Source organism: Burkholderia sp. AU33545 (genome assembly GCF_020419685.1).
Taxonomy (GTDB): Bacteria; Pseudomonadota; Gammaproteobacteria; order Burkholderiales; family Burkholderiaceae; genus Burkholderia; species Burkholderia diffusa.
The window spans coordinates 574760-587662 of record NZ_JAIZRQ010000002.1; the positions used below are offsets into that span (position 1 = coordinate 574760).

General features: G+C 66.9%; 13 protein-coding genes. 9 read left to right on the plus strand and 4 right to left on the minus strand.

Annotated features, from left to right (window positions below):
* The first annotated feature begins 152 nt into the window (after positions 1–152).
* Together LGM71_RS08475 and LGM71_RS08480 are read left to right on the plus strand one after the other, a co-directional pair.
* Positions 153–1541, plus strand: a complete 1389-nt coding sequence (locus LGM71_RS08475) for an MFS transporter (protein ID WP_124628116.1) — start codon at positions 153–155, stop codon at positions 1539–1541.
* 343 nt (positions 1542–1884) lie between these two features.
* Positions 1885–3096: a winged helix-turn-helix domain-containing protein gene (locus tag LGM71_RS08480; RefSeq protein WP_226114610.1), complete on the plus strand. Its 1212-nt coding sequence runs from the start codon at positions 1885–1887 to the stop codon at positions 3094–3096.
* 95 nt (positions 3097–3191) lie between these two features.
* Here the strand turns inward: LGM71_RS08480 and LGM71_RS08485 are convergent, their stop codons facing one another.
* Positions 3192–3410, minus strand: a complete 219-nt coding sequence (locus LGM71_RS08485; protein WP_006751720.1) for a DUF1653 domain-containing protein — start codon at positions 3408–3410, stop codon at positions 3192–3194.
* A 54-nt stretch (positions 3411–3464) separates the two neighbouring features.
* Positions 3465–3908 carry a GNAT family N-acetyltransferase gene (locus LGM71_RS08490; RefSeq protein WP_059685971.1) on the minus strand — a complete coding sequence of 148 codons (444 nt, stop codon included), beginning with the start codon at positions 3906–3908 and terminating at the stop codon, positions 3465–3467.
* A gap of 202 nt (positions 3909–4110) precedes the next feature.
* On the opposite strand from LGM71_RS08490, the gene LGM71_RS08495 reads away from it, so the two are divergent.
* Together LGM71_RS08495 and LGM71_RS08500 are read left to right on the plus strand one after the other, a co-directional pair.
* A complete protein-coding gene (locus tag LGM71_RS08495) occupies positions 4111–4734 on the plus strand; it encodes an HAD hydrolase-like protein (protein ID WP_226114611.1) in 624 nt (207 codons plus the stop codon).
* A gap of 396 nt (positions 4735–5130) precedes the next feature.
* Positions 5131–5703, plus strand: coding sequence for a DUF4142 domain-containing protein (locus LGM71_RS08500; protein WP_124628110.1), 573 nt, complete (start codon positions 5131–5133; stop codon positions 5701–5703).
* Positions 5704–5813: 110 nt separating this feature from the next.
* Here the strand turns inward: LGM71_RS08500 and LGM71_RS08505 are convergent, their stop codons facing one another.
* Positions 5814–6413 (minus strand): GNAT family N-acetyltransferase, encoded by a 600-nt coding sequence (locus LGM71_RS08505; protein WP_124628108.1) that lies wholly within the window; start codon positions 6411–6413, stop codon positions 5814–5816.
* 75 nt (positions 6414–6488) lie between these two features.
* On the minus strand, positions 6489–7403 hold the full coding sequence (locus LGM71_RS08510; RefSeq protein WP_059600096.1) for a LysR family transcriptional regulator: 915 nt from the start codon (positions 7401–7403) through the stop codon (positions 6489–6491).
* 109 nt (positions 7404–7512) lie between these two features.
* On the opposite strand from LGM71_RS08510, the gene lysA reads away from it, so the two are divergent.
* The 5 genes from lysA to metC all read left to right on the plus strand — a co-directional run bounded on the left by lysA (position 7513) and on the right by metC (position 12851).
* Positions 7513–8751 (plus strand): diaminopimelate decarboxylase, encoded by a 1239-nt coding sequence (lysA, locus tag LGM71_RS08515; RefSeq protein ID WP_059600097.1) that lies wholly within the window; start codon positions 7513–7515, stop codon positions 8749–8751.
* A 550-nt stretch (positions 8752–9301) separates the two neighbouring features.
* A complete protein-coding gene (locus LGM71_RS08520; RefSeq protein WP_124628104.1) occupies positions 9302–10102 on the plus strand; it encodes a transporter substrate-binding domain-containing protein in 801 nt (266 codons plus the stop codon).
* Between the two features lie 83 nt (positions 10103–10185).
* The gene (locus LGM71_RS08525; RefSeq protein ID WP_059600099.1) at positions 10186–10845 is read left to right on the plus strand and encodes an amino acid ABC transporter permease; all 660 of its coding nucleotides are present in this window, start codon (positions 10186–10188) and stop codon (positions 10843–10845) included.
* 43 nt (positions 10846–10888) lie between these two features.
* Positions 10889–11614, plus strand: coding sequence for an amino acid ABC transporter ATP-binding protein (locus LGM71_RS08530; protein WP_059468348.1), 726 nt, complete (start codon positions 10889–10891; stop codon positions 11612–11614).
* Between the two features lie 49 nt (positions 11615–11663).
* Positions 11664–12851 (plus strand): cystathionine beta-lyase, encoded by a 1188-nt coding sequence (metC, locus tag LGM71_RS08535; RefSeq protein WP_226114612.1) that lies wholly within the window; start codon positions 11664–11666, stop codon positions 12849–12851.
* Positions 12852–12903 lie beyond the last annotated feature (52 nt).

The following is a 12903-nucleotide window of genomic DNA, read 5'->3' on the forward strand; positions in this document are numbered from 1 at the left end:
CCGTGTCACGAACCGCACCCGGCACCGCAGTCGTTCCTTCTTTCACGCGCGGTAACAGGAACGACTGTTGCAACATGCGGAACAACCATTGTCTCGCGTGACGCAACGACCACATTGTGGGCATAATGGCGTCTTTACCGCGCGCCCTGCCCATGTCGCCCGTCTTTCTAGCACCGCTCATCGTTGCCTGTGCGTTGTTCATGGAAAGCGTCGACGCGAACATCATCGTCACCGCACTGCCCGCGATGGCGAGGGACTTCGGGCACAATCCCGTCACACTGAACATTGCGATCACGGCCTACGTGGTCGGCCTCGGCGTATTCATCCCGATCTGCGGATGGCTTGCCGACCGCTTCAGCGCGCGCGCCGTCTTCCGCACCGCGATCGGCATCTTCGTCGCCGGCTCGCTGATGTGCGCGGCCTCCAACTCGCTCGGCGTGCTGACGTTCGCGCGCTTCGTGCAGGGCGTCGGCGGCGCGATGATGGTGCCGGTCGGCCGGATCATCATCTTCCGCGCGGTGCCGCGCTCCGATCTCGTGCGCGCGATGAACTACCTCGCGATTCCCGCGCTGTTCGGGCCGACGCTCGGGCCGCTCGTCGGCGGCTTCATCACGACCTACCTGCACTGGCGGATGATCTTCTTCATCAACGTGCCGATCGGCATCTACGGGATCTACCTCGCCAGCAAGCACATCGCGAACACGCACGAGCCCGATCCCGGCCCGCTCGACTGGTTCGGCTTCCTGCTGTCGGCAAGCGGCGCCGCGCTGCTGCTAATGGGCCTCACGCTGATCGACGGCTCGCTCACGTCGCGCGGCAACGCGCTCCTGATGTGCGTGGCCGGCGCGGTGATGCTCGCGCTCTACGTGCCGTACGCGCGCCGCAAGGCGCGTCCGGTGCTCGACCTCAGTTTCCTGAAGATCCCGACCTATCACGCAAGCGTGGTCGGCGGGTCGCTGTTCCGCATCGGCCTCGGCGCGGTGCCGTTCCTGCTGCCGCTCGCGCTCCAGGAAGGCCTCGGGATGAGCGCGTTCCACTCCGGGCTGATCACCTGCGCATCCGCGCTCGGCGGCGCGGTGAGCCGCTCGACGGCCACGCATACGCTGCGCCGCTTCGGTTTTCGCACGGTGCTGATCTACAACGCCGCATTCGCCGGGCTCGCGATCGCCGCCTACGGCGTGTTCCATCCGGGCATGGCGACCTGGGCGATCTGGACGATCGTGCTGGTCGGCGGCATCTTCCCCGCGCTGCAGTTCACGAGCCTGAATTCGATGATCTACGCGGATATTTCGCAGGCCGATGCAGGCCGCGCGACGAGCCTGGGCAGTGTCGTGCAGCAGATGTCGCTCGGGCTCGGCGTGACGGTCGCCGGCCTCGTGCTGCACGTGTCGCACTGGCTGCAGGGGCATCAGACGATGGTATGGTCGGATTTCTGGCCCGCGTTCGTCGTGGTCGGGCTGTGTTCGTTCGCGTCGATTCCGATCACGCGACGGCTGCCGCCCGGCGCCGGCGATGAAGTCGCGCGCGGCAAGCGGCAATAAACAGGCTGTCCGGGAAAAGGCTGGCAGCGGAGCAACCGGAAAACAAAAAAATCAGCGGACATCCACACGGGGCCGGTGCACAGCCGCATGGATGTCCGCTCAGGGCTCCGGGTCTCTCATTGGGGGTTGAGATTCCCTGATCTGCTTCCTGCGTGCCATGGACATATGTGCGTCGGAAGCCGAATCGTTGCGCGCACATTTCGTCGCGCCATGACTGCACTATAGGGAAAGTCGCGCCGCGCATCTGTCAAGCATTGTCAGAAGCGTCGCGTGCATGCGTCGCACACGTGCGCCGCTTTCGCGCTAAAGTGGTGCCCGACTGCCACCCTCAGCCGCCGTTCCGATGCTTACGCTCTCGCCCGCCGCCGCCCGCGCGCTGCATCTTGCCGCGCAGGGCCTGCTGACCCCGCCCCGCCGCAAGGCCACCAAGGCCGACGTGCTCGACACGATCCGCCGGATGGCGCAGTTGCAGATCGATACCATTCACGTCGTCGCGCGCAGCCCGTATCTCGTGCTGTTCAGCCGCCTCGGCGACTTCGCCCCGCAGTGGCTCGACGAACATCTCGCCGAGGCGCGCCTGTTCGAATACTGGTCGCACGAGGCGTGCTTCCTGCCGGTGGAGCAATTCGGGCTGATGCGCTACAAGATGCTCGATCCGTCGGGAATGGGCTGGAAATACGCGGCCGAATGGCACGAGCAGAATCGCGCGGACATCGACCGCATGCTCGCGCGAATTCGCGACGAAGGCCCGGTGCGATCGGCGGATTTCATTCGCGAAGACGGCGCGAAGGGCAACGGGTGGTGGGACCGCAAGCCCGAGAAAAAGCACCTTGAGGTGCTGTTCACGACCGGCGACCTGATGGTGTCCGAACGCCGCAACTTTCAGCGGATCTACGACGTGCGCGAGCGCGTGCTGCCCGGCTGGGACGATGCACGCGACCTGCCGCCGCGCGACGCGGTGCTGCCCGCGCTGCTCGACTACACGTGCCGCGCGCTCGGCGTCGTGCGCGCGGACTGGGTGGCCGATTACTACCGGCTGCCGCGCCGTTCGTACCGCGCGGAGCTCGAGCGGCTCGCGGATGCGGGCGAACTGATTCCGGTGGAGATCGCGGACTGGAAGGAGCCGGCCTACGTGCATCGCTCGCTCGAAGCGCTGCTGCCGGCCGCCGCGGCCGATACGCTGCGCTCGACCGTCACGACACTGCTGTCGCCGTTCGATCCGGTGGTGTGGGACCGGCGGCGCGCGTCGACGCTATTCGGGTTCGACTACACGATCGAGTGCTATACGCCCGCGCACAAGCGGCGCTACGGCTATTTCTGCCTGCCGGTGCTGCATCGCGGCCGGCTGATCGGGCGTGTCGACGCGAAAGCGCATCGCGCGCTCGGCACGTTCGAATTGAAGGCGGTGCATGTCGAGCCGGGCGTGCGGTTCGGCACGGGGCTCGCGGCCGACGTCGCGAAGGCCGTGAAACGGCTGGCGGCGTGGCACGGGACGCCGGAGGTGACGGCCACGCACGCGCCGCCCGAATTGTCGAAGGCGCTGGCCGGCGCGTAAGGCCGGCGGAGCCGCGCCGCGCGACGGGCAACAGCGACGCGCGCGCCGCTTGCGATTGCGCGGCGGCGCGCCCGTCTGCCGCCACCTGCCACGGCTCAGTCGCGCAGTTTGCGAAAGCGCGGGGTGCCGTCCGGCAGGTTCTCGTTGAACATCGCTTCAGGCCGCACCCACAGGCCGCGTGCATGCGGCCACAGATGCTCGTACACCACCACCGATTCCTCGGTTTCGGAATGACGGGCGACGCCGATGTAGCGATACAGCCCGCCCTTGTAGTGACGATGCGTGGCGAGTTGTTCGGCTTCCTGTTCGGTCATGATCTACTTCCCTTCGGCAAAACGAAAGCGCGTATTGTATGCGCTCGCCGCGCGTCAGCGTTTCGCGTAGATGTCGGGGCGGCGAATCTCCATCAGCCGCTCCGGATTCGCGGACGGCCCGAAGCCGACCGGCCGGTACAGTTCGTGCGCGTCGGTGGTCACGAGCATGATGCGGCGCAGGCTGCGCACCATCGGCTGCGCGAATACGTGGTCGATCAGCGCGCGGCCATAGCCGTTGCCGCGGTCGGCCGGCAAGACGAAGACGTCGCACAGGTACGCGAACGTCGCGTGGTCGGTCACGAGCCGCGCGAACCCGACGAGCCGGTCGCCCACGTACGCGCCGAAGCACAGCGATCCGTCGATCGCACGCTCCACGACGTCGCGCGGAATGCCCTGCGACCAGTACGCGTCCCGGTGCAGGAAATCGAAGATCGCGTCGATGTCGAGTTCGCGCTTGTCGGTGGAAAATCTCAGCGTGGCGGGAGTGGCTGCGGGCACGTCGGCTCTCCGGTCGGGTCGGGGGCGGAGCAGCAACGATAGCGCGACTCGACCAGCCGAGGCAACCGAACGCCGCGCGACGCACTCCGGCGTCTGCTCTTCCATCTCGTCTCGCCTCGCCGCGGGCACAACCGATCGCACGGGCCACGCGGCTCGATTCGGTGATATCGTCACCGGCTCAATGAACTCGCAGCATCGCTTCATGCCCTATCGACTCATCGCGTTCGACTTCGACGGCACGCTCGCCGATTCGCTCGACTGCTTTCTCGCGGCGCTGACCGAAGCGTCGCGCATGCACGGCTTTCGCGACGCGACGGCCGACCTGCGCCCGGCGCTACGCGGCATGTCGGCGCGCGAGATCATCCGCGCGCTCGAGGTGCCGATGTGGAAAGTGCCGCGCGTGACGCTCGACATGCGACGGCTGATGCGGCCACGCATCGCGCACGTGAAGCTGTTCCCGGGTGTCGACACGACCTTCGACGCGCTCGCCGCGCGCGGCATCCGCATCGCGATCGCGACGTCGAACAGCGAGGACATCGTGCGCGACCGGCTCGGCCCGCATGCGAGCCGATGCGTCGATACGTTCGCGTGCGGCATTCCGCTGTTCGGCAAGGCACGCCGGCTGCGCGCGCTCGTGCGCGAAGCGGGCATGCAGCCCGCCGACGTGCTGTACGTCGGCGACGAAATCCGCGACGCCGAAGCGGCACGCCGCGCGCGGATCGCGTTCCAGGGCGTCTCGTGGGGTTACACGGCCGCCGATGCGTTGCAGGCGCATTGCGCGACGCCATTGCTGCCGCATCTCGAGGCATTGCTCGACCGCGTGTGAGGACGCAGCGCGGATCGCGCGTTCGATTCGGCGGATCGCGAAGCAACCAACGCGCTCCGCCCGCAAGACGATGAAACGCCGATGACACGCGCACACATCGCAGCCATTGCATGCACGCCGCGCACGCAAAAATTTCCGCCACGATGCGCGCGACAGGTACGCTCTACCTGCCCGCGCGCACACACATCGATTCGTCTTACCAACCGTTACACAAACCACAGCGCGGTTGCACCTGCTACCTGAGCGGTCTCCTAGAATCAGTCGGGCCGGGAAACACTTCGAACGCCGCCGCGGCAGAGCGGCCACCGAGTCCGGCCCGGGCGCGCCCGGTCTCTCGCACAGCTGCGGATCACCCGATCCGCCCGTTAATCAGAGCCCCGATTGAAAGGAGGTCCCATGAACCGCTTTCCCCAAGTCTCGCGCCTTGCATTGTCTGCCGCTGGCCTGCTTCTCGTCGCCGTGACGGCGACCGCGCAAACCGCGCAACCGGCGCCGGCCGCACCGGCCGCCGCCACGCAAACGCGCATCCACGAAGCCGACCAGACTTTCATCACCGACGGCACGAAAACCGTGTCGACGCAGCACGATGCCGCACGCATCGCCAATTCGCGCACGTCGGACAGCCAGGTGAAGGCGTTCGCGCAGCGCGTGTCGACCGACGACGAGAAGATCATCCAGGCGATGCGCGCGGCCAGCCCGCGCGGCGTCGACGTGCCGGCCAACGATCCCGACACGGCCGTGCTGGACGGCATCAAGAACCTGCGCGGCGCGGAATTCGACAAGGCATACATCGAGCAGGTCGCGCTCGCCGGCCAGCAAAAGACGATCTCGGCATTCCAGGCCGAAATCGCTTCGGGCCGCGACACGAAGCTGAAGGAAGTCGCACGCCAGGCGCTGCCGATCCTGCAGGCGCACTACGCGGACGCGCAGAAGCTCGCCCAGCGTCACCACCTCGCATCGGCACAGTAACGCGATGCCCCACCGCGCATCGCGCGCGGTGCTCCTCTTCCCCGATTCCCCGCTCGTCGCGTCGCCGTCCCCCTTTCGGCGGCGCGACGCCAGCGCCTCCCCGGTTCGCGTTACGTCGCCAGCTTCGCGCGCAACCGCTCGCTCACGTCCGGCCATTCGTCGTCGATGATGCTGAAGCGCACCGAATTGCGCTTGCGGCCGTCGGGCATGATCCGCTCGTGACGCACGATCCCTTCCTGCTTCGCGCCGAGCCGCAGAATCGCCGCGCGTGACTTCTCGTTCAGTTCATCGGTCGTGAACTGCACGCGCACGCAGTGCAGCGTGTCGAACGCGTACGAGAGCAGCAGCCATTTCGCCTCGGTATTCGCACGCGTGCGCTGCGCCGATTCGCTCAGCCACGTATGACCGATCTCGAGCTTGCGATTCTTGCGGTCGATCTTCCAGAAACGCGTGCTGCCGATCACGCGGCCCGACGCGCGATCGACGATTACGAACGGCATCACGGTGCCGGCCGCGCGGCCTTGCAGCGCCGTGTCGATATAGGCGTCGACCGTGTCCTCGCCCGGCACGACCGTGACCTTCAGGTTCCACAACCGACCGTCCGCCGCCGCATCGAGCAACGCTTGCCGGTCGGATGCCTCGAGCGGCCGCAGTACGATGCACTCGCCGGTGAGCGTCGGTTGTTCGAGGGAAGATGATGCGTCCGTCATGTCCGGTTCCGTTTCCATGAAGATGACGCGGAGGATGACCCGCCGCGCAGCGAAACGCCCATCATACGGCCGGCGTCAGCCGGGCAGCGCGGCGAGCCGCTGGCGAATCGCGTGCGCTTCGCCGCGCAGCGCGTCGGCGAATGCGTCGACGAGCAGGCTCTTCGGCCGGTGCTCGGGCACGATCACGCTGACGCGGTACGGAAACGAGCGCGTGAGCGGCCGCACGTGCAGGTCGCGCCCGACGAAATCGAGCGCGGTCAGCGGGTTGACGATCGCGGCGCCGAGCCCCTGCCGCACGAATGCGCACACCGACACGGCCGACGGCGTCTCGACGATCGAACGCGGCGCGACGCCGAGCTGCGCGAACGCCTCGTCGATCAGGATCCGGTACGGGTCGTTCAGCGACAGGCTCACGAACGGGCGATCGGCGAGATCCGCGAGATCGATCGCGCGTTGCGCGAGCAGCGGATGGCCGTCGGGCAGCACGCATACCTCGTCGACTTCGAGCAACGGCGTGAGGACCGTGCCGGCCGGCGCGATGTCGTGTTCGGTCAGCCCGAGATCGTAGCGCTGCGCGGTCAGCCACTCCTCGAGCACGGGTGACTCCTGCGTCGCGACCGACACGCTGACGCCCGCATGCGCGTCATGGAAACGCCGGCAGGCGCCGGGCAGGATCGCGTGCGAAAACGCCGGCAGCGCGATCACCGACAACTGCCCGTCGCGAAACTCGCGCAGCCGCGCGGCCGTCGCCGCGACGCGCTCGAGCCCCACATACGCGAGCCGCACGTCGTCGAACAGCGTGAGCGCGGCCATCGTCGGCCGCAGCCGCCCGTGCGAGCGCTCGAACAGCGCGAAGCCGATCACCTGCTCCATGCGTGCGAGCTCGCGGCTGATCGTCGGCTGCGACGTATAGAGCATCTCGGCCGCACGCGTCGTGCTGCCGGTGACCATCAGCGCGCGGAAGACCTCGATGTGCCGGTGTGTGAGCATGAGCGCCTATATCTAAAATGAATAGAATCTCGAAAAACAGGCATTTTACTGTATAGACGTTCAGGCGCATCATTCACGCTATCCGTTCATTCGATCCGATTCTTCCGCCATGTCCCTCGATTCCCGCCAGCTCGCGGCGCTCGCGCAGCAATACGGCACCCCGCTGTGGGTGTACGACGCCGACGTCATCCGCGACCGCATCGCCCAACTGCGCCAGTTCGACGTGATCCGCTATGCGCAGAAGGCGAACTCGAACCTGCATATCCTGAAGTTGATGCGCGACGAAGGTGCGTGCGTCGACGCCGTGTCGCTCGGCGAAATCGAGCGCAGCCTCGCGGCCGGGTTCAGTCCTGCGGGCGAACCGGAAGGCGTCGTGTTCACGGCCGACCTGATCGACCGCCCGACGCTCGCGGCCGTGCTGAAGCACGGCGTGACCGTGAACGCCGGCTCGCTCGACATGCTCGCGCGCGTCGGCGAGCATGCGCCCGGCCACCGCGTATGGCTGCGCGTGAACCCGGGCTTCGGCCACGGCCACAGCAACAAGACCAACACCGGCGGCCCGCAGAGCAAGCACGGCATCTGGATCGACGACGTGCCGCGCGCGATCGAGATCGTGCGCCAGTACGGGCTGAAGCTGGTCGGCATCCACATGCATATCGGCTCGGGCGTCGACTACGGCCATCTGTCGCAGGTGTGCGACGCGATGGTCGACCTCGTCACGTCGCTCGGCCACGACATCGAAGCCATCTCCGCCGGCGGCGGGCTGTCGATTCCGTATCGAGACGGCGAGCCGCGCGTCGACGTCGGTCACTACTTCAGCCAGTGGGACGCCGCGCGCAAGCGGATCGAACGGCATCTCGGCCACGCGGTGCGCATCGAGATCGAACCGGGCCGCTTCCTCGTCGCGGAAGCCGGCACGCTCGTCACCGAAGTGCAGGCCGTGAACCACCGGCCGAAGCACGACTTCGTGCTGATCGACGCGGGCTTCAACGACCTGATGCGTCCGTCGATGTACGGCAGCTACCACGCGGTGTCCGTGCACACGCACGACGGCGCGCTGCCTGCCGGCCGGCCGCTCGTCGACATCGCGATCGCAGGGCCGCTGTGCGAGTCGGGCGACGTGTTCACGCAGGACGCGGGCGGCGTGGTCACGCACCGCAAGCTCGCGCAGCCGCAGATCGGCGACCTGCTGTTCCTGCACGATGCAGGCGCATACGGCGCATCGATGTCCTCGAACTACAACAGCCGGCCGCTCGCGCCGGAAGTGCTCGTCGATCGCGGCACGCCGCGGCTGATCCGCCGCCGGCAGACGATCGACGAACTGCTTGCGCTCGAAACGTTCGAGTAAAACGCGCCTTCGCGCCGCGTTCGACGCGGCGGACGCCAACGGCCAGGCTTGCCACTACCGGCATGCCTGGCCGTTCTGCTTTTCAGCAATCGTTTCGGGCGCAACCGCTCGACCACGCCGTAGCACCCGATGCTGCGCACCCCGTACAACCGCAGCAGATCGCATGCACCGTGCTTCACGCATGGAGAAAAACTTTCCACGCCGCGTGGAAAGTCCCTGCATTTTTGGAAGCACTTTCCTTTTTGACAAAACTAAGATTGCCCTCAGTCGTTCAGCATTTGCGTCACCGGACACGCATCGACGATGCAGCCGGTCTACCCCACTCGCAAGCCGCACGGGCACTCATGAACACGATGCTTGAATTCTTCGCCGCGCAACGCTACGCCACCGTGCGCGAACGCATGCCGTAACGCCTCGCGGCACACGGCTCGCGCCGTCTCTCGCCGCACTGTTTCCCGCTTCCCGCCCACGGCGACGCCGCCCGTCGCCGCGGACGCGCTCACCCTGAATTTTCGACAACGACGTTTCGACAACCACCCCGGAGACAACCATGAAGCCCTTCACCCCGACGCTCAAGCAAGGCCTCGCCGCCGCCCTCCTCTGCGTGGCGGCCACCGCATCGCACGCGGCGGACCTGCTCGACACCGTCAAGCAGGCCGGCGTGCTGAAGATCGCACTCGAAGGCACCTACCCGCCGTTCGACTACCGCAACGCCGAAGGACAACTCGAAGGGTTCGACGTCGACGTCGCGAAGGCCGTCGCCGCACGGCTCGGCGTGAAGCCGCAGTTCGTCACGACCGAATGGAGCGGAATTCTCGCCGGGCTGCAGGCCGGCAAGTTCGACGTGATCGTCAACCAGGTCGCGATCACGCCGTCGCGCCAGCAGGCGCTCGACTTCAGCATGCCGTACGTGTATTCCTCCGCGCAGCTGCTGCAGCGCCAGAACGACACGCGTGCGTTCAAGTCGCTCGACGAGCTGAAGGGCAAGAAGGTCGGCGTGACGATGGGCAGCAACTACGTCGATCTCGTGAAGACCGTGCCCGCGATCGATCTGCAGGTCTATCCGGGTACACCGGAAAACCTGCGCGACCTCGCGGCGGGGCGTATCGACGCGGCGGTCAACGACCGCCTGATGCTGAGCTATCTGATCAAGAACTCGCACTTGCCGCTGCGCCCCGGCTCCGTGCTCGCCGGCGGCGAGGACCGCATGGGGATCCCGTTCCGCAAGGGCAACCCGAAGTTCGCGAAGGCGATCGACGATGCGGTCGCGTCGCTGCAGCAGGACGGCACGCTGAAGAAAATCTCGATGCAGTGGTTCGGCTCGGACACGACGAAACCGATCGCGCAATAACGCAGCCGTCACGCGGCCGCGCACACGCGCGCGCGGGCCGGCCGCCACCTCGGCGCACACGACACACAATCAGGAGACACGCGATGGAAGCACTCGATCTGGTCATTCAAACCCTGCCCGTGATGGTAAAGGGCGCGCTGCTCACGCTGAAGTTCGCGGTGGCGTCGATGGCCCTCGGCCTCGTCGTCGGGCTCGTGGTCGCGATCATGCGGATCGGCAGCAACCGGCTCGCGTCCGGTCTCGCGCAGGGCTACGTCAGCCTGATGCGCGGCACGCCGCTGCTCGTGCAGATGTTCGTCGTCTACTACGGGCTGCCCGATCTCGGCATCACGCTCGATCCGACGACGGCCGGCATCTTCACGCTGACGCTCAACGCCGGCGCTTACCTGTCGGAAAGCATGCGCGGCGCGATCCTCGGCATCGGCCGCGGACAATGGGCGGCCGCGCACAGCCTCGGCCTCACGCACGTGCAGACGCTGCGCTACATCGTCTGCCCTCAGGCGCTCCGTCTCGCGGTGCCGAGCCTCGGCAATACGCTGATCAGCCTGATCAAGGACACGTCGCTCGTGTCCGTCATCACCGTCACCGAGCTGCTGCGCTCGACGCAGGAAGTGATCGCCGCGACGTTTCAACCGCTGCCGCTCTACCTCGCGGCCGCCGCGATCTACTGGGTGCTGAGCACGCTGCTCACGCGGCTGCAGGGCCGCGTCGAGACGCGCCTCTCGCTGCCGTCCACGCATTGAGCATGCGCACCTCGTTCAACCCGAACCTCAATCACGGACAACCATGATTACGCTCGACAACGTTTCCAAGTGGTATGGCAAGCATCAGGTCCTTTCCGAATGCAGCGCGGCGGTATCGAAAGGCGAAGTGGTCGTCGTCTGCGGGCCGTCGGGCTCCGGCAAGTCGACGCTGATCAAGACGATCAACGGCCTCGAGCCGTTCCAGAAAGGCAGCATCGTCGTCGACGGCATGCGGCTCGGCGATCCCGCCGCGAAACTCGCGCAACTGCGCGCACGCGTCGGCATGGTGTTCCAGCATTTCGAGCTGTTCCCGCACTTGTCGATCACCGACAACCTGACGCTCGCGCAGGTCAAGGTGCTCGGCCGTCGCAAGGACGAAGCGATCGAGAACGCGATGAAGCTGCTCGATCGCGTCGGCCTGAGGGCGCACGCGCACAAGTATCCGGGGCAGTTGTCGGGCGGGCAGCAGCAACGCGTCGCGATTGCACGCGCGTTGTCGATGAACCCCGTCGCGATGCTGTTCGACGAACCGACCTCCGCGCTCGATCCCGAGATGATCAACGAAGTGCTCGACGTGATGGTCGAGCTCGCGCGCGACGGCATGACGATGGTGTGCGTCACGCACGAGATGGGCTTCGCGAGAAAGGTCGCGCATCGCGTGATCTTCATGGACCAGGGCGCGGTGGTCGAGGATGCGGCGAGCGAAGCATTCTTCGCCGCGCCGCGCTCCGAACGCGCGCGCGACTTCCTCGACAAGATCCTGCACTGACCGCGCGACGGCTTCGCTCCGATTTGACCGACTTTCAAAGGACGACATCTTGAACCAACCGCACTCGACCGACACCCTGCTCGCTCACGAAGGCCGCGCGCACGGCCAGCCCGGCTCGCCGGTGAACCCGCCCGTGTATCGCCAGTCGACGCTGCTCTTTCACGGCACCGACGCGCTCGACGCGGTGCGCGGCACGCCGCTCGCGTACGGACGCCACGGCAGCCCGACCACGCGTGCGCTCGAAAAGGCGCTCGCACGCCTCGAAGGCGCGCACGCCGCGCTGCTCACGCCGAGCGGGCTCAGCGCGATCACGACCGCGCTGCTCGCGGTACTGAACCCCGGCGACCATCTGCTGATGGCCGACTCGGTGTACGACCCGACCCGCTCGTTCTGCGACGAGACGCTCGCGCGCCTCGGTATCGAGACGACCTATTACGATCCGTCGATCGGCGCCGGCATCGCGTCGCTGATGCGGCCGAACACGCGCGCGGTCTTTACCGAATCGCCGGGCTCGCTGACCTTCGAGGTGCAGGACATTCCCGCGATCTGCCGCGTCGCGCACCAGCACGATGCAGTCGTGCTGCTCGACAATACGTGGGGCACGCCGCTGAATTTCCGCTCTTTCTCGCACGGCGTAGACGTGTCGATTCACGCGGCGACCAAGTACATCGCCGGACACTCCGACGTGCTGATGGGCGTGATCCTGACAACCGAGGCGCTCGCGCAGAAGGTCACGCGCTGCTACCGGCAGCTCGGGATGACCGTCAGCGGCGACGATGCGTATCTCGCGCTGCGCGGGCTGCGCACGTTGTCGGTGCGCCTCGAACGCCACCAGCGCAACGCGCACGTGCTGACCGAATGGCTCGCACGGCAGCCGGAAGTCGCGCAGATCCTGTATCCGGCCCGGCCGGGCGATGCCGGCCATGCGCTGTGGCAGCGCGACTTCACGGGCGCGTGCGGCTTGTTCGGCCTGGTGCTGCATCCGCAGCCCGACGATGCCGTGCGCGCGCTGCTCGACGGCATGACGTGCTTCGGCATGGGCTACAGCTGGGGCGGCTTCGAAAGCCTGATCATCCCGTCGAATCCGTCGCGCCACCGTACCGCGACGCCATGGCTGGCAGCCGGCCCGCTGCTGCGCATCCACGCAGGGCTCGAGCATCCCGACGACATGATCGCCGACCTCGACGCCGGTTTCGCGAGAATGCGTGCCGCCGCGGCCGCGCTCGCGGAAACCTGACATCGGGCGCGTCGCACGCATCTCCCCGCACTCCCGTTTTTTTCAACGTTCG